Origin of the sequence: Nocardioides turkmenicus, assembly GCF_011045035.1 — a bacterium.
Classification (GTDB): domain Bacteria; phylum Actinomycetota; class Actinomycetes; order Propionibacteriales; family Nocardioidaceae; genus Nocardioides; species Nocardioides turkmenicus.
This window is the reverse complement of the sequence record NZ_JAALAA010000030.1, coordinates 33,030-48,988: the sequence shown is the minus strand read 5'-3', so window position 1 is coordinate 48,988 and position 15,959 is coordinate 33,030. Positions and strand designations below refer to the sequence as shown.

The 15,959-nt window shown below is 68.8% G+C and carries 20 protein-coding genes; 9 read left to right on the top strand and 11 right to left on the bottom strand.

Annotated elements, in window-relative coordinates; genetic code table 11:
* Positions 1–659 precede the first annotated feature (659 nt).
* A complete protein-coding gene (locus G5C66_RS24060) occupies positions 660–1,028 on the bottom strand; it encodes a VOC family protein (RefSeq protein ID WP_165113934.1) in 369 nt (122 codons plus the stop codon).
* A gap of 47 nt (positions 1,029–1,075) precedes the next feature.
* Between G5C66_RS24060 and G5C66_RS24055 the strand changes: the two genes are divergently transcribed.
* Positions 1,076–1,645 carry a TetR-like C-terminal domain-containing protein gene (locus G5C66_RS24055; protein ID WP_165113931.1) on the top strand — a complete coding sequence of 190 codons (570 nt, stop codon included), beginning with the start codon at positions 1,076–1,078 and terminating at the stop codon, positions 1,643–1,645.
* Positions 1,646–1,658: 13 nt separating this feature from the next.
* Here G5C66_RS24055 and G5C66_RS24050 read toward each other — a convergent pair whose 3' ends face one another.
* Positions 1,659–2,054: a TIGR03618 family F420-dependent PPOX class oxidoreductase gene (locus tag G5C66_RS24050; protein WP_165113929.1), complete on the bottom strand. Its 396-nt coding sequence runs from the start codon at positions 2,052–2,054 to the stop codon at positions 1,659–1,661.
* Between the two features lie 23 nt (positions 2,055–2,077).
* Positions 2,078–2,668 (bottom strand): dihydrofolate reductase family protein, encoded by a 591-nt coding sequence (locus G5C66_RS24045; RefSeq protein WP_165113927.1) that lies wholly within the window; start codon positions 2,666–2,668, stop codon positions 2,078–2,080.
* A 93-nt stretch (positions 2,669–2,761) separates the two neighbouring features.
* Between G5C66_RS24045 and G5C66_RS24040 the strand changes: the two genes are divergently transcribed.
* Positions 2,762–3,232: a winged helix-turn-helix transcriptional regulator gene (locus G5C66_RS24040; protein ID WP_165113925.1), complete on the top strand. Its 471-nt coding sequence runs from the start codon at positions 2,762–2,764 to the stop codon at positions 3,230–3,232.
* Here G5C66_RS24040 and G5C66_RS24035 read toward each other — a convergent pair.
* The gene (locus G5C66_RS24035) at positions 3,221–3,598 is read right to left on the bottom strand and encodes a winged helix-turn-helix transcriptional regulator (protein WP_165113923.1); all 378 of its coding nucleotides are present in this window, start codon (positions 3,596–3,598) and stop codon (positions 3,221–3,223) included. The genes G5C66_RS24040 and G5C66_RS24035 overlap by 12 nt on opposite strands.
* Before the next feature lie 90 nt (positions 3,599–3,688).
* On the opposite strand from G5C66_RS24035, the gene G5C66_RS24030 reads away from it, so the two are divergent.
* Entirely contained in the window at positions 3,689–4,534 is an 846-nt protein-coding gene (locus tag G5C66_RS24030; protein ID WP_165113921.1) for an SDR family oxidoreductase, read from the top strand.
* A 2-nt stretch (positions 4,535–4,536) separates the two neighbouring features.
* On the opposite strand, the gene G5C66_RS24025 is transcribed toward G5C66_RS24030, so the two are convergent.
* Positions 4,537–5,031, bottom strand: a complete 495-nt coding sequence (locus G5C66_RS24025) for a GNAT family N-acetyltransferase (protein ID WP_165113919.1) — start codon at positions 5,029–5,031, stop codon at positions 4,537–4,539.
* Positions 5,032–5,153: 122 nt separating this feature from the next.
* On the opposite strand from G5C66_RS24025, the gene G5C66_RS24020 reads away from it, so the two are divergent.
* Entirely contained in the window at positions 5,154–6,731 is a 1,578-nt protein-coding gene (locus tag G5C66_RS24020; RefSeq protein WP_165113917.1) for a flavin monoamine oxidase family protein, read from the top strand.
* 26 nt (positions 6,732–6,757) lie between these two features.
* Positions 6,758–7,387, top strand: coding sequence for a Rid family hydrolase (locus G5C66_RS24015; protein WP_338144299.1), 630 nt, complete (start codon positions 6,758–6,760; stop codon positions 7,385–7,387).
* Positions 7,388–7,459: 72 nt separating this feature from the next.
* On the opposite strand, the gene G5C66_RS24010 is transcribed toward G5C66_RS24015, so the two are convergent.
* Positions 7,460–7,678, bottom strand: a complete 219-nt coding sequence (locus G5C66_RS24010; protein ID WP_165113913.1) for a hypothetical protein — start codon at positions 7,676–7,678, stop codon at positions 7,460–7,462.
* 76 nt (positions 7,679–7,754) lie between these two features.
* A complete protein-coding gene (locus G5C66_RS24005; RefSeq protein ID WP_165113911.1) occupies positions 7,755–9,167 on the bottom strand; it encodes a flavin-containing monooxygenase in 1,413 nt (470 codons plus the stop codon).
* Positions 9,168–9,314: 147 nt separating this feature from the next.
* Here G5C66_RS24005 and G5C66_RS24000 point away from each other — a divergent pair, with 147 nt between their 5' ends.
* Both G5C66_RS24000 and bfr read left to right on the top strand, forming a co-directional pair.
* Positions 9,315–9,518, top strand: a complete 204-nt coding sequence (locus G5C66_RS24000; RefSeq protein ID WP_165113909.1) for a (2Fe-2S)-binding protein — start codon at positions 9,315–9,317, stop codon at positions 9,516–9,518.
* An 89-nt stretch (positions 9,519–9,607) separates the two neighbouring features.
* Positions 9,608–10,096 (top strand): bacterioferritin, encoded by a 489-nt coding sequence (bfr, locus tag G5C66_RS23995; RefSeq protein ID WP_165113906.1) that lies wholly within the window; start codon positions 9,608–9,610, stop codon positions 10,094–10,096.
* Positions 10,097–10,127: 31 nt separating this feature from the next.
* On the opposite strand, the gene G5C66_RS23990 is transcribed toward bfr, so the two are convergent.
* From G5C66_RS23990 to G5C66_RS23975, 4 genes are all read right to left on the bottom strand, one after another.
* Positions 10,128–10,514 (bottom strand): VOC family protein, encoded by a 387-nt coding sequence (locus G5C66_RS23990; protein ID WP_165113904.1) that lies wholly within the window; start codon positions 10,512–10,514, stop codon positions 10,128–10,130.
* An 11-nt stretch (positions 10,515–10,525) separates the two neighbouring features.
* Entirely contained in the window at positions 10,526–10,780 is a 255-nt protein-coding gene (locus G5C66_RS23985) for a hypothetical protein (RefSeq protein ID WP_165113902.1), read from the bottom strand.
* A gap of 141 nt (positions 10,781–10,921) precedes the next feature.
* Positions 10,922–12,439: a glycerol kinase GlpK gene (gene glpK, locus G5C66_RS23980; RefSeq protein WP_165113900.1), complete on the bottom strand. Its 1,518-nt coding sequence runs from the start codon at positions 12,437–12,439 to the stop codon at positions 10,922–10,924.
* A gap of 55 nt (positions 12,440–12,494) precedes the next feature.
* Entirely contained in the window at positions 12,495–13,313 is an 819-nt protein-coding gene (locus G5C66_RS23975) for an MIP/aquaporin family protein (RefSeq protein ID WP_165113898.1), read from the bottom strand.
* Between the two features lie 181 nt (positions 13,314–13,494).
* On the opposite strand from G5C66_RS23975, the gene G5C66_RS23970 reads away from it, so the two are divergent.
* Positions 13,495–14,265 (top strand): IclR family transcriptional regulator, encoded by a 771-nt coding sequence (locus G5C66_RS23970; RefSeq protein ID WP_165113896.1) that lies wholly within the window; start codon positions 13,495–13,497, stop codon positions 14,263–14,265.
* A 112-nt stretch (positions 14,266–14,377) separates the two neighbouring features.
* Positions 14,378–15,880, top strand: a complete 1,503-nt coding sequence (glpK, locus tag G5C66_RS23965) for a glycerol kinase GlpK (RefSeq protein WP_165113894.1) — start codon at positions 14,378–14,380, stop codon at positions 15,878–15,880.
* Positions 15,881–15,959 lie beyond the last annotated feature (79 nt).

The window sequence follows — 15,959 nt, the reverse complement described above, 5'->3', positions numbered from 1 at the left end:
CCTACCAGGCTCTCTTTCGCTTCAGCAATTCGGCGCTAACCGCGCTTCCTTACCAGCTCCAGACCCTCTGGCCGGTCCTGCCTCGCAGACTTTATCAGAGCCACTCTCGCTTCTCCAACTCGGCGCTATTCGCGCTTTCTGCCGGATTAGCAACTGTTTCTCTGCTTCGTCTTTCCCGACTTTAGCGGAGTCTTTCTCGCTTTCGCAATTCGGCGCGTTTCGCACCTTTTCGCTGAAAGTTCGAAGCTTTATCCGCCTCAGTCCTGGAGGACCTTAGTGGCTTTTGCTCTAATCACCAATTCGGGAAACCCGCGGTGTTTATCGCTCAAACCTGCCCACCCATGACCGAGCCGACCTGGCTGAACCAGATCCGGCTGAGGTTCCGTCGTCGATTCGAAGATCAACATCTAGAACACCCTGGCTCGAGCGATGCTCGAAGAGTGGAGGTGGCCGCTCCGGGGCCGGAAGCCCGCCCGAAGACTCGCGCTTGCTTCCCGCCGCACCCTGGCGACTCGGAGAACACTACACACACCCTGACGCCGTTTCAAATCGTCAGAGCAAGTTTTTTCGTGCGATGTCCTGGCCTCCACTGTAGACCCCCGAGACAAGGCCCGCAGTCCGTTTGCCGCACACAGCCCCACGGGCCCTGTAACCCCTGGTCAGGCTGGCGCGAACAGCTCGACCGGGTTGCCGGCCGGGTCCTCGATCACGGCCTGGGCGCCGCCCCGGCCGTCGATGCGACTGGTCCGCACGCGTACGCCGGCGTCGCTCAGACGGCGTAGCTCCTCGTCCACGTCGGACACCTCGAGCTGGATACGGCCCCACCCGCCAGGGGTCGGCATCGAGCCGTCGTCGGCAGCATGGCCGGCACCACCCGCGCCGGGACTGTTCAGCATCAGCCTGAGCCCACGGCCCTCGAGCATGGCGAAGCCGCCCGCCCTGGGCCCGACGTCCTCGAACCCGAGCTCACGGTAGAAGGCGACGGCGGCAGGGATGTCGTCGACGATGTAGCGGAATCCGGGAATCATCCGTCTCTCCTCTCTGCAACACTAATGTTGCATAGTAGGCTCCTGGCATGGCTTCTCGTCAAGGGCGGACAGACCCTCGGGTGGTACGCAGCCGGGAGAGAGTGCTCGAGGCGGCGCTCGCCGAGCTCGCGGAGCGGGGATACGGCGGGTTCAGCATCGACGGCGTGGCGACGCGAGCCGGCGTCGCGCGGAGCACCATCTATCGGCTCGGCCACGACCGGCTCAGTCTGGTCGCCGCGGCGATGGAGACGCTCAACGTGCAGCCGCGGCCGGAGGCCGGCGGCCAGGACCCGCGCGCCGACGTGGTCGCGATCGTCGCCCACCTCGCCTCCGCCATGCAGTCGTCCCTGATGTCCGACTGTCTTCCTGCGGTCCTCGACGGCGCCGAGCGGGACCCCGGGCTCCGGGAGCTGCATCACCGCTACAGCGCGCAGCGGCGTACGCGGCTGGTCGAGGCGATCATCCGGCTCCAGGAATCGGGGCATGTCGTCGGCGATCCGGAGCGGGCGGCGGAAGCGCTCGCGGGTGCGGTGTTCTACCGGCGGCTGATGACGCCGGAGCCGCTGCGTACGGACGAGGTCGAGGGATTGGTGGCGACCGTTCTCGGGGAACGGTGATCGGCCGGACGGGTCAGCCGACGCCGATGTGCTGGTAGTCGAGGTCGATCAGGGCGATGGCGCGGTCGCCGTACTCGTCGACCTCGCGGGGGTAGGGAGCGCCGGTGTATCGGGTGGCGAGCTCGTCGATGATCTCCCAGCGGCTCTCGTCCTCGACCCAGCCGACGACGCGGCCGCGGAGGATCACCGGCATGTAGTCGTTGTCGGCCGGCGCCAGGGAGAGGGCGATGCGCGGGTCGGTGTGGAGGTTGCGGTACTTGCGGCCGCGATTGCCGGTGAGGAAGACGACGTGGTCGCCGTGGGTGCCGATCCAGACCGGCGAGGTGCGGGGAGCACCGTCGGGTCCGATCGTGGCGACATGGGCGAGGTCGGTGCCTTCGAGGAAGGGGCGTACGTCAGGGTTGATCATCGGACTTCTCCTAGCTGTCGTGGTCAGCGGATGACGCGGTAGTGGAGGTGGGTGACGCCCGGTGCCGGGACGACATCGACGATGTCGAGCGAGATGTGCTCCGGGAGCTCGTTGAAGAACCGCCGGCCGGAGCCGAGGAGCACCGGGACCTGGTGGAGGACGATCTCGTCGACCAGGCCTGCCTCGAGAGCTGCCGTGACCACGCCGCCGCCCATGAGGCCGACGTCCTTGCCCCCTGCCTGCTCCTTGGCGACGGTGATCGCTTCCTCGATGGTCGAGGTGAAGGTCTGGCGGTCGTGGTGGGCCGGGGCGGGTCGGTGAGAGAGGACGACCAGGGGTGCGGTCGGGTGCGGCGCGCCACCCTGGTCCCAGCCGGAGTCGTCGTAGGTGTTGCGGCCGGCGACGCTGACGCCGTCCCGCGCGGCCAGGGCGTCGAAGACGCGCGCGCTCGGCTCGGAGAGGTTGAAGCCGTCGAAGACCTGGCTGGGGGTGTCGCCGCTGAAGTACCAGTCGAAGAGGACGCCGCCGTCGCCGAGGCCTCGTCCCAGGCCGGGGTCGCGCCCGGTGATGAAGCCGTCGACGGAGACCGAGAGTGCTGCGAGGACCTTGCTCATGACCGCTCCTTGAGAGTCGGGGTTTCCTGAGGAGACCCTGTGACCGTAGCACTTCGAGTTCCCTCAGGGAACCCCAAATGGTAGATTCGGGGCATGCAACGTACGAACTTCGGCGACATGGCCTGCTCGATCGCGCGCACGCTGGACGTGATCGGGGAGCCGTGGTCGCCGCTCGTGCTGCGCGACATCTGGGTGGGCATGAACCGCTTCGACCAGATCCAGGCGGATCTCGGGATCTCGCGGAAGGTTCTCACCGAGCGGCTCGGTCACCTGGTCGAGCGTGGGGTGCTTGAGCGGCGGGCGTACGACAACCGGCCGCGCTACGAGTACGTCCTCACCGAGAAGGGGCGCGAGCTGGTCGACGTGCTCATGGTGATGGCCGGGTGGGGCGACAAGTGGCTCGCGGGCGAGGCCGGACCGCCCGTGCTCTACCGGCATCACGCCTGCGGGGAGATCGGCCGCGTCGATCTGCGGTGCGCCCACTGCGGGGAGCCGATGCACGCCGACGACGTCGAGGTGCTGGCCGGACCAGGGGCTGCGCCGGAGCCGGCGTCAGCGGGGTAGCGGACCCGTGTAGGCCTCCCGCGCCTTCTCCACGGAGGGCATGTTGGTCTCGGACCAGGTGCCGACGGCGGCGAAGACCGGCTGGAGGCTGCGGCCGAGGTCGGTGATGTCGTACTCCACGCGGGGCGGGACCTCGGCGTGGTAGCGGCGCTCGACGAGGCCGTCGCGCTCGAGCTGGCGCAGCCGCTGGGTCAGGACCTTCGACGAGATCGAACCCAGACGACGCTCCAGCTCCACGAAGCGCTGGGTGCCGTATTCGTGCAGGGCCCACAGGATCGGCGTCGTCCACCGGCTGAAGATCAGCTCGACCGCCGGCGCGATCGGGCATGCCTCCACCGGCTCGTCGGTGCTCGGGCGCCAGGTCATCGCTGCTCCAATACTTACCTTGGGGAACCCACTGTATCGAGGGATCTAATGTCGCGTCACACACCTAGTTCCCCATGAATGGAGACCTCGATGATCGTCATCACCGGAGCGACCGGAAATGTCGGACAGCCCCTCGTCGAACTGCTCACCGAAGCCGGGCGCACCGTCACAGCCGTCTCGCGCGGGACGTCGGCGCCACTGCCGACCCGGCCCGGAGTCACCACCGCGGTCGCCGACCTCACCGACGTCGCGACGCTCGCCCCGGCCCTGGCCGGGGCCGAAGCGCTCTTCCTGCTGGTCAGCGGCGCCGGCGCCCATGTCGACGGCCCGGCGCTGATGAAGCACGCGGAGGCGGCAGGCGTACGCCGGGTCGTGCTGCAGTCGTCCCAGGCTGTCGGCACTCGGCCGGGAGCGGCGTCGCACGCACCGCTCGTCGAGCTCGAGGAGGCAGTGCGGGGCTCGGGCATGGAGTGGACGATCCTGCGTCCGGGCGGCTTCGCGAGCAACGCGCTCGCGTGGGTGCCGATGATCAAGGAGATGGGCGCCGTCCATGCGCCGTTCGGTGACGTCGCGCTTCCCGTGGTCGACCCGCTCGACATCGCCGAGGTCGCCGCGGCTGCTCTGACCGAGGACGGTCACGCCGGACGGACCTACGAGATCACCGGGCCGGTCGCGACCACGCCCCGGGAGCGGGTCGCGGAGATCGCCGCGGCGACCGGGCGAGCGGTGGAGTTCGTCGAGCAGACGCCCGACGAGGCGCGACAGCAGATGTCCGCGTTCATGCCTCCCGTCGTCGTCGAGGGCACGCTCGCCATCCTCGGGCAGCCGACGGCCGACGAGCAGGCGGTCAGCCCGCACGTCGAGGAGATCCTCGGTCGGCCGGCCCGCGGGTTCGGGGAGTGGGCGCGGCGGTTCGCCGCTGCGTACGAGGTCTGAGGTCAGCTGCCGCCGGCGGCGCCCAGCTCCTTGAGCTCGGCGCCGTCGATGCGGTGGACCTCCCACTCGTCCTGCGGGACCGAGCCGAGGGAGCGGTAGAAGGCGATCGACGGCGCGTTCCACTTGAGCACCCACCACTCCAGCCGGCGCCAGTCGTTCTCGATGCAGATCTCGGCGAGACGGGAGAGGAGGGCCTTGCCGGCCCCGGCGCCGCGCTGCTCCGGGTCGACGAAGAGGTCCTCGAGCCAGATGCCGTTGCGGCCGGTCCAGGTGGAGAAGGTGACGTACCAGACCGCCATCCCGATGACGACGCCGTCGTTCTCGGCGATCAGGCAGTGGGTGGTCGCGGTGCCGGACTCGGGGAAGAGCGCCGCGGTGAAGTCGGCCTCCGTGGCCTCGACGGCGTCGGGCTCCTTCTCGTAGACGGCGAGGGCGTGGACGAGGCGGAGGATCTCGGGTACGTCGGCGGGAGCTGCATCGCGGATGGTGACGGTCACGGTGCCGATCCTAGGGCTACTGACGAGTTCGGGAACACGTGTTCTAGCGAGACGTGAACGCAATCGCTGTGCAACAAGCGGTTCCTACGTTGCGGGACGTCCCCAACAGATTGGAACCCCACATGACCCAGTCACGTCGGAACTTCCTGCGCAACGTCGGCCTCGCCGGCGGAGCAGGAGTCATGTTGCACAGCATGGGCGCACTCGGGCTCACCTCGGCCCACGCCGCGGAGACGCCCGCCTTCACTCCTCCCAAGCCGTCGGACCTCGGCCGCGCCGGCAGCAAGTCGGTGGTGATCCTCGGCGGCGGCATCGCCGGGCTGACCGCTGCGTACGAGCTGCTCAAGGGTGGCTACCGCGTCACCGTGCTCGAGGGCCGCGACCGGCCGGGCGGTCGCAACTTCACCGTGCGCGGCGGGACCCGGGTGACCGACCTGAAAGGGGTCACCCAGGTCGCCGGCTTCTCCCAGGGCGAGTACATGAACGCCGGCCCCGGACGGCTGCCGCAGAGCCACATCACGCTGGACTACTGCAAGGAGCTCGGCGTCCCGATCGAGGCGTTCACCAACCAGAACGCCAACGCGCTGCTCTACTACCCGGGCGATCACGGCATCGGTGCGGTGCAGATGCGTCAGGCGAAGGCGGACACGTACGGCTATGTCTCCGAGCTGCTCGCCAAGGCGACCGACAAGGGCGCGCTGGACGAGGAGCTGACCGCTGCCGACAAGGAGGCGCTGATCGCGTTCCTGCGGAGCTTCGGTGACATCGGCTCCAAGGCGGAGGGGTACGCCTACACCGGCTCCAGCCGCGCGGGCTACACCGTCGAGCCCGGGGCCGGACAGGAGTCCGGCACCGAGGTGGCGCCCCACGCGATGAGCGCGGTCCTCGCCTCCGGCCTGGGCCAGTACTTCTCCTTCGAGTTCGGCTACGACCAGGCGATGATGATGTACCAGCCGGTGGGTGGCATGGACGCGATCCCGAAGGCCTTCGCGAGGGCGATCGGGTCGCGGAACATCCGCTACGGGGCCGAGGTCGTCGAGTGGAACAACACCTCGACCGGCGTCTCCGTGGTCTACAAGGCCCGCGGGCGGACCGAGGTCGTCGAGGCCGACTACGCGATCAACTGCATGCCGCCGCAGATCGCGGCGAAGATCCCGCACAACCTCGGCGCCGACATCACCGCGAGCCTGAAGTCCTTCGGGCCGTCGAACGCCGGGAAGATCGGGATCGAGTACGACCGGCGCTGGTGGGAGGAGGACTTCCGGATCTACGGCGGGATCACCAACACCCGCCTCGACCTGCGCAACATGTGGCACCCGTCGTACGGGTTCCACGGCGACAAGGGCACGATGATCGGCTACTACAACACCGGCAGCGCGGCCGATGCCTACGGCGCGCTGACGCCGGCCCAGCGGCTCTCGCGCGCGGTCGACCGGGGCAAGCAGATCTTCGGAGACGTCTACGGCCAGGGCATCACCGCCTCCTACAGCCAGGACTGGAGGTCGGCGAAGTTCTCCGAGGGAGCTTGGGCCTACTCGACCACGGCGGACACCGACCCGCTCTACACCCGGCTGCTGGACGCCACCGGCAACACGTACTTCGCCGGCGACCACCTCAGTCACGCGGTCGCCTGGCAGCACGGTGCCATCACGGCGGCCCGAGCCGCCGTCGAGAAGCTGCACGCGCGGGTGACGGCATGATGTCGCCGCGTACGAAGGTGGTGGCCGTGGTCGGGTTGACCGTGGCGCTGGTCGCTCCGACGGCGGCGGTCGCCGGGAGCAAGTGGTCACAGTTTCCGCCGCGGGGCGGCGAGACGATCTCGGTGCTGCCGGCGGGGCAGGACAACCCGTCGATCGCCAACGGGGTCGCGATCGGCCCGGAGGCCGCGATCTACAAGACCAGCGGGCTCGGACCGTCGCGGTTGAACACCGGGGCGAGCGGGGAGCTGGCCTACATCGACACCGAGGTGTTCCCCGGAGGCCAGCTGCCGCCGGGTGTCACGATCACGGAGGCGCAGGGGATCAACGTGCTGCGCCGGATCGGGGAGAACCTCGAGGCGGCCGGACTCACGTACGAGGACGTCATCACGATGCGCGTCTTCCTGCAGAACCCCGCGGGCGAGGCGAAGATGGACTTCGCGGGCTGGAACCGGGCCTACCGGCAGTTCTTCGCGAACACGTCGGTCTCGACCGGCGAGGCCATCCCGGTGCCGATCGGAACTGCTGCGCCGGCGGCTCCGATGGTCGTCAACCCGGCTCGACCGTCGCGGTTCGCGCTCGAGATCGAGAACCTGCCGGTGGACGGATGGCTCGTCGAGGTGGAGGTCGACGCGGCGTATCCGGTGAAGAGGAGGTAAGTCTCCGGCAACGAGATCGCCCTCCCCGAGCAGTGCTCGGGGAGGGCGATCTCGTTTCAGCTCAGACGGTGGTCAGAGCTTGGCAAGCTTGGGGAAGGGGCTGGCGATACGCACCAGTCGGGGACCGAAGTCGACAGTGACTGCGGCCGTTTCTTTGTTGACGACCCGACCCAGGCCGAAGGAGTCGTGGGAGACCAGGTCTCCGGACTCGAACTGCTCAATGACCGGCTCGGGATCTGCCTTGAAAGGACTCGCGGCGAAGTGTCGCCGCCGGGGGGTTGAGGTAGTCATCCCTTCGAGTATGTGGCCTAGCACACGCATAAGGGAAGGAACAGATCGGGCACAAAGACCCATCAGGACGGTTCCCTCAGGCGGACGCGTAGTCCGCTTTCCGGTAGCTGGCGCTACGCCGGTAGTGGGCCGAGATGCTGGGCCAGTTGGTGGTGATGCGGCCGTTCTTCTCCCGGTACCAGGACGTGCACTTGCTCCAGACGCTGTCGGCCAGCCGGTCCTGGATCCGGGCGTCGTACGCCTCCTCGACCTCCACTCGGACCTCGAGCGGGCCGGCCTCGGCGATGTGGTCGGCGTACCTGCCGAGGTAACGGGCCTGGGTCTCCAGGAAGTAGATGATCGAGCCGCCGCCGGTGTTGGTGTTGGGGCCGTACATGATCAGCAGGTTGGGGAAGCCGGGGACGGTCATGCCGTGGTAGGCGTGGGCGCCGTCCTTCCAGTGGGTGTGCAGGTCGCGACTCTGGGTGCCGGCGATCGTCATCGGGGCGAGGAAGTCGGTGGCCTTGAAGCCGGTGCCCCAGATGATCACGTCGGCCTCGCGGTGCTGTCCGTCGGCGGTGGTGATGCCGGTCGGGGTGATCTCGGTGATGTCGTCGGTGACCACGTCGACGTTGGGCTGGGCGAGCGCCGGCAGGTAGTCGTCGGCGAAGAGGATGCGCTTGCAGCCGAAGGGGTAGTCGGGCCAGACCTTCTCGAAGAGTCCCGGCTTGGCCGCGGTCTGCGCCTTCATGTGCCGCTTCGACCAGGCTCGCATGATCGCACCGAGCGGCTTGACGTGGAAGGTCGTGGTCAGCCACTCGGCCTGCGTCCAGATCTTCGCGCGGTCGAGGAGCTGCCCGACGGGATGGGCGGGGTCGGCGCGCTCGAAGTCCTTGCGCGGAACGATGTAGGGCGCCGAGCGCTGGAAGAGGTGCACCTGCCCGGCCTCCTTCTGGATCTCGGGCACGAACTGGATGGCGCTCGCGCCGGTGCCGATCACCGCGACCCGCTTGCCCTCGAGGCTGAGGTCGTGGTTCCACTCGGCGGAGTGGAAGGCCTCGCCCCGGAACGTGTCGGCGCCCCGGATGTCCGGGATCGACGGCCTGGAGAGCTGACCGACGGCAGGTACGAAGAGGTCGACCGTCTCGGTCTCGCCCGTGCTGAGGTCGAGCTGCCAGGTCTTCGCCTCGTCGTCCCAGCGAGCGGAGGCCACCTCGGTGTGGAACCGGATGTGGCGGCGTACGTCGTACTTGTCGACGACCCTGTGGATGTAGTCGAGGATCGCGGGCTGCCGGGAGAACTTGTGGGGCCAGTGCGGGTTGGGCTCGAAGGAGAAGGAGTAGAGGCTGGAGGGTACGTCGCAGGCGGCTCCCGGATAGGTGTTCTCCCGCCACACGCCGCCGACGTCACCGGCCTTCTCGAACACGACGATGTCGTCGTGGCCACGCTTCTTGAGCTCGATCGTGGCGGCCAGGCCGCCGAAGCCGGTGCCGATGACAGCGATGCGCAAGAGATCCTCCGAGGGGCCGGGAGCGTGATGTGACCTGGACCATACCGGGAGAATGTGAATCTCCGCGCGGGCTCGAGCGAACCGCCCGAAAGGTAAGAACTGGGACGCGGTCTCGTCGTCGCGCTTAGGTTCGGCTAACCTAATCGTATGATCGTCTGCCAGTGCCGAGTCGTCACGGACCGTGACGTCGATGCCGCGCTGGCCGACGGGGCGCGTACGGTCAGCGCGATCTGCCGCTCGACCGGTGCCGCGCAGGACTGCGGCTCCTGCATCTTCTCGGTGAAGAAGCTGGTCACCAAGCATCTCGAGCAGGAGTGCTCGCACCTCGCGGCCGACGGCGCTGCCAGCTGACCCACCGCAACCGGTCGCAAACTGAGTCTGTCCTCACTCCCGGGGTGCCGTGCGAGTATCGGGAAAGAACCCGTTCCCGGAGGTGCGTCATGCAGCCAGTCGATCCACGCGTCGTCGAGCTCCTCAACGAGGCACTCACGTTCGAGCTCACCGTCACCAACACCTATTTCCTGCACGCTCGGATGCTCGACAACTGGGGTCTGTCCAAGCTCGGCAAGGTCTTCTACGACCTCTCCATCGACGAGATGCGCGACGCCGACGACCTGATCAACCGGATCCTGATGTTCGACGGCCATCCCAACGTCCAGCGGCTCAACGCCATCCAGGTCGGTGAGACCGCCGAGGAGATGCTCCGGCTGGCGTTGGCGAGCGAGCGAGACGCGGTCGCCCAGTTCAACACCGGCGCCAAGGAGTGCCACGAGCTCGGCGACCACGGCACCGCCGCGGTCTTCGAGGAGATGGTCCGCGACGAGGAGAAGCACGCCGACTGGTTCGAGTCGCAGCTCGACGCGATCGAACGCGTGGGGCTCCAGCAGTATCTCGCCCAGCACGTCGCCGCAGGCGAAGGCCCCGGCTGATCCGGGACCTTCCCGCTCTGTTTCGGCTGCCTCAGGCGGGCACCATGTCGTCGATGCAGAGGATGTTGTCCTCGCTGTCCTTGAACCAGGCGGCGTGCCCGGCCGAGCCCATCCCGGCGACGTCTCCGTCCCAGGTCACGCCCGGCATGTCGTAGTGCTCGAAGGTGATGCCCTTGGCCCCGAGGTCGTCGACCTCCTTGCGGACGTCGGCCACGTGGAACTGGGCGATGGTGTGTCCGGCCTTGCCGGCCTGGTCGGTCTCGTAGAGGTGGAAGGACGTCCCGCCGGACGTCGTGTAGGTCAGCCCACCGGGGTCCTCGCCGGCCGGCTCGAGCCCGAGCTTGTCGGCGTAGAAGCGACGCGCCCGCTCGAGGTCGGCGGCCGGGATGTTCGCCATCACCTTGCTGTCGTTGAGCATCACGGCCTCCTTCAGGCGCTCTCGAACCAGGGGTGGCGCAGGTCGTAGTAGGTGGCGCCCTTCATCGCGTAGTCGAGCTCGCGGCGTACGTCGGGCGGCGGCTCGATCTGCTCGCCCCTGCGGGCCTCGGCCTCGCTGGTGAACGCGATGGTGTCGACGAAGCTGCCGTCCTCCTCGCCCGGCGCCAGGTCACGACGCCACTCGTCGAGCATCAGGTGGGCCTCGTCCTGCCGGGTGCAGGGCGCCTGGATCATCTGGATGAACATGCTGCCTCCTCGGTCGTCGGTGTGCCAACGGACCGGTCGAGGCTGGTGCTGGGCCCCGGCCGGGCCCATTCGCAACGTACGTCGGCCGGGGCGCCCCGCGCATACCCCAAACAGGGCTCTTTCAGACGATTTCCGCGGCCGTCAGTCGACGTCGACCCAGTCGAGGGTGCGGTCGACGGCCTTGCGCCAGCCGGCGTAGCCGGCCTCGCGCTGCTCCTCGCTCCAGGCGGGCTTCCAGCGCTTGGACTCGTTCCAGTTCTGGCGCAGCTCGTCGGTGTCCTTCCAGAAGCCGACGGCGAGCCCAGCCGCGTACGCAGCGCCGAGCGCGGTGGTCTCGGCGACGACCGGGCGGCTGACCTCGACGCCCAGGACGTCGGCCTGGATCTGCATGCACAGCTCGTTGACGGTGACACCACCGTCGACCTTGAGCACCTCGAGGCGTACGCCGGAGTCCTTCTCCATCGCGTCGGCGACGTCGCGGCTCTGGTAGCAGATCGACTCCAGGGTCGCCCGGGCGATGTGGCCGGACGTGTTGAACCGGGACAGGCCGACGATCACGCCGCGGGCGTCGGAGCGCCAGTAGGGCGCGAAGAGGCCGGAGAACGCGGGGACGAAGTAGACCCCGCCGTTGTCCTCGACCTCCTTGGCGAGCGTCTCGGACTGGGCGGCGTTGCTGATCACCCGAAGCTGGTCGCGCAGCCACTGCACCGCGGAGCCGGTGACCGCGATCGAGCCCTCGAGCGCATAGGTGGGCGGCTGGTCTCCGAACTGGTAGCAGACCGTGGTGAGCAGGCCGTTCTCGGAGCGTACGAGCTCCTGGCCGGTGTTGAGGAGGAGGAAGTTGCCGGTGCCGTAGGTGTTCTTGGCCTCGCCGGCGTCCAGGCAGACCTGGCCGACCATGGCCGCCTGCTGGTCTCCGAGGATGCCGGTGATCGGGATCTCCCCCTTGAGGGGTCCGTGCGCGAGGGTGGTGCCGTAGGCCTTCGGCTCGGAGGAGGGCCGGATCTCGGGGAGCATCTGGCGCGGGATGTCGAAGAAGCCGAGCAGCTCGTCATCCCAGTCGAGGGTCTCGAGGTTCATCAGCATGGTGCGGCTGGCGTTGGTGACGTCGGTGACGTGGACGCCGCCGTTGGGGCCGCCGGTCAGGTTCCAGACGACCCAGCTGTCGGTGGTGCCGAAGATGGCGTCGCCGGCTTCGGCCGCCTCGCGGACGCCGTCGACGTTCTCCAGGATCCACTGGATCTTGCCGCCGGCGAAGTAGGTCGCGGGCGGGAGGCCGGCCTTGCGGCGGATGATGTCGCCGCGCTCGTCCCGGTCGAGGGCGGACGCGATCCGGTCGGTGCGGGTGTCCTGCCAGACGATCGCGTTGTAGTAGGGCCGCCCGGTCTTCCTGTTCCACACGACGGTGGTCTCGCGCTGGTTGGTGATGCCGAGCGCGGCGATGTCCTTGTCGGTGAGCCCCTTGCGGCCGAGCGCGGTCTGGATCACCGAGCTGGTGCGCTCCCAGATCTCCACCGGGTTGTGCTCCACCCAGCCAGCCTTCGGCATGATCTGCTCGTGCTCCAGCTGGTGGCGGGCCACCTCGTTGCCGCCGTGGTCGAAGATCATGCATCGGGTGCTGGTGGTGCCTTGGTCGACGGCTGCGACGTAGTCGGGCATGTCGGTCCTTTCGGGGGTTCTTGCTGTGTCTGGTGTGTCGGGCGGGGGCGGTCGGTCAGGCGGCGGCAGGCAGGTCGCTGGTCTCCTCAGCCTCCTCCTCGGCGGGCAAGAAGCGTGCGATCAACACCTTGTACGCTCCGGCACCGATGAGTCCACCGACGAGCGGGGCGACGATCGGGATCCAGAAGTAGACGTCGCCGGCAGCGGTCACCCAGGCTCCGTCGTAGCCGGTGACGAAGGAGGCCAGCCGCGGCCCGAAGTCGCGGGCGGGGTTGATGGCGTAGCCGGCGTTGGTGCCCCAGGCCATTCCGATGCCGACGATCACGAACGCGATCGCGACGGGCGAGAACCAGGCGATGGGCGCCGAGTTCTTCGCATCGGTGATCGCCATGATCAGGAACAGCAGGATCGCGGTGCCGATCACCTGGTCGGCGAAGGCGGTGGTGAGGCTGATCCCGAGACCGGCGTCGCCGTTGCCCGGGAGCGTGGAGAAGATGCCTTGGGTGGCGTGGGTGTGGCCGGGGTCGACGCTGGCGATCGCGTCCCCGTAGGCGGCGCGGACGATCAGTGCGGCGACGAAGGCGCCGAGGATCTGGGCGATGCTGTAGGGCAGGACCTTGCGCCACGGGAAGTCGCCGAACACGGCCATCGCGAGGCTGACGGCCGGATTGAGGTGGGCGCCGCTGATCCGTCCTGCGGTGTAGATGCCCAGCATCACCCCGATCCCCCAGGCCCAGGCGATCGAGTCGTGGTCGCCCAGTCCGCCGTCGCCGGTCACGACCTGCGCGACCACGCCGACTCCGAAGAGGATCAGGATCATCGTCCCGGCGAACTCGGCGCTGAGCTCCCCGATGAGCGTTCTGTTGGCCTTCATGCGCTGCTCCTGCCGTGTGGGGTCTGGCGGACCTGTGCACCGTAGGAGCGAGTGACGCACGTCACAACGGGGCGCGTTCGGCATCGTCGAACGCCGCCCTGTTTCACCGGGTGGCACCGGTCGGTCCTCGGATCCTCGAACCCGGTGCCGCGGGTTTGTTCGGACCCTACGCTTTTACCCAATGTCTCGGACCGTGCAATCCGTCGAGCGGGCGGCTGCGCTGCTACGCGTGCTCTCCGCCGAGAGTGAACCGATGGCTCTCGGTGAGCTGGCGGCTGCGGTGGGGCTGGCCAAGCCGACGGCGCACGGGTTGCTGCGTACGTTGGCGGGGACGGGGTTCGTCGACCAGGAGCCGGTCACCGGGCGCTATCTGCTGGGTTCCGGCCTGCTCCATCTCGGGTCGGTGACGCTGGATCTCAACGAGCTGCGCTCGGAGACGCTCAACTGGGTGGACACGCTGGCCGCGCGTACGGGCGAGGAGGCGCGGATCGCGGCCTACCGCGACGGGGCGGCGGTGGTGGCGCACCATGTCTTCCGGGCCGGGCCGGGGGTGCAGGTGATGGACACCGGGCGGGCGCTCCCGCTGCATGCGACGGCGCTCGGGAAGGTGCTGGTCGCGTTCGACCCCGGCGCGGCCCGCAGCGTCATCGGGCAGCGGCTCGACCGGCTGACCTTCCGGACGATCACCGATCGGGCGGCGCTGTTGCGGGCGCTGGCGGATGCGCGCGACACCGGGTGGGCCTCGGCCGTCTCCGAGGCGCGACCGGAGCTCGCCGGGATCGCGGCGCCGGTGCGTGACCGCGGTGGCTATGTCGTCGCGGCCGTCGGCATCGCGGGACCGGTGGTGCGACTGTGCGATGCGCGTGGGTTGCCTCGCTCGGATCTCGTGGAGGAGGTCGTCGGAGTCTCCCGGTCGATCTCGCGGGCGCTCGGTCACGGCAGGGCGGCATGAGGTGCGCGGTGAATGCTCACCGAGGTAACTCGGTGAGCTGCCACTTACTTCGTGGGGTTCCGCGAAGTAGGCGCAACCACACCGAGTTACCTCGGTCTGCATCCGAGGCGCCATGAGTCTTCCGCGGTATGTCGCGGCGTTGGACCAGGGCACGACGTCGACCCGGTGCATGCTCTTCGACCGGGAGGGCCGGATGGTCTCGCTGGCGCAGCGGGAGCACCATCAGCACTATCCGCGCGCCGGCTGGGTCGAGCACGATCCGCTGGAGATCTGGGACATCGTCTGCCGGGTCGTGCCGGAGGCGATCGCGGAGGCCGGGGCGGTGCCGTCGCAGGTCGTCGGGCTCGGGATCACCAACCAGCGCGAGACGACGGTCGTGTGGGACCGGCACACCGGCAGGCCGGTCCACCACGCGATCGTGTGGCAGGACACCCGGTCGTCCGCCGTGCTGCCCGCTGTCGCCGCTGACATGCCGGAGGCGGAGATCCAGGCTCGGTGCGGGCTGCCGTTGGTGACGTACTTCTCGGGGCCGAAGGTGCGCTGGCTGCTCGACTCGTCGCCGTCGTTGCGGGAGCGGGCGGAGCGCGGCGACCTGCTGTTCGGGACGATGGACTCATGGCTCGTCTGGAACCTGACCGGCGGAGTCTCCGGCGGGGCGCACGTCACCGACGTGACCAACGCCAGCCGTACGATGCTGATGAACCTCGGCACGCTCGACTGGGACCCGGAGCTGCTGGCGGCGATGCGGGTGCCGCGGGCGATGCTGCCCGAGATCCGGCCGACGGTCTCCTCGTTCGGCACCACGGTCGCACCGGTCGCGGGGATCCCGCTGACGGCGGTGATCGGCGACCAGCAGGCGTCGCTGTTCGGCCAGGCGGGGTTCGACCGCGGCGACGCGAAGTGCACCTTCGGCACTGGCGGCTTCCTGCTCCTCAACACCGGCTCGTCTCCGGTCCGGTCGCAGCACGGGCTGATCACGACGGTCGCGCACGCGATGGAGGGCGAGCCCGCCGCCTACGCGTTGGAGGGGTCGATCGCCGTCGCGGGCGCGCTCGTGCAGTGGTTCCGCGACAGCCTCGGCCTGATCCGTTCGGCCGCGGAGATCGAGACCCAGGCGCTGACCGTCCCCGACAACGGTGGCTGCTACGTCGTCCCGGCGTTCACCGGCCTGTACGCACCGCACTGGGAGCCCGATGCCCGCGGCGTGATCGTCGGGCTGACCTCGTACGTCACCAAGGCGCACCTGTGTCGAGCCGTCCTCGAGGCCACCGCCTGGCAGACCCGCGAGGTCGTCGACGCGATGAACGCCGACGCCTCCGTGCCGCTGACACGCTTGGCCGTCGACGGCGGCATGACCGCCGACAACCTCCTCATGCAGACCATCGCCGACTTCCTCGACATCCCCGTCGTACGTCCGATGGTGGCCGAGACGGTCTCCCGAGGTGCCGCCTATGCCGCCGGGCTCGGGGCCGGCTACTGGCCCGACCGGCAGGTCCTGCGGCGGCACTGGCGGCGGGCGGCCGAGTGGCGACCGGCCATGTCGGCTTCCGCGCGGGAGGCCGAGTTCGCGCGGTGGCGGCGGGCGGTCGAGCTCGCGATCGGCTGGGGTGCCTAGGTTTTCGTCGGCTTGCCTGCGCTCGCATTGGTTGCCGAGCGTGTCGGTTCGTGGTCCAATTCGGGTGACTCGGGGGCTC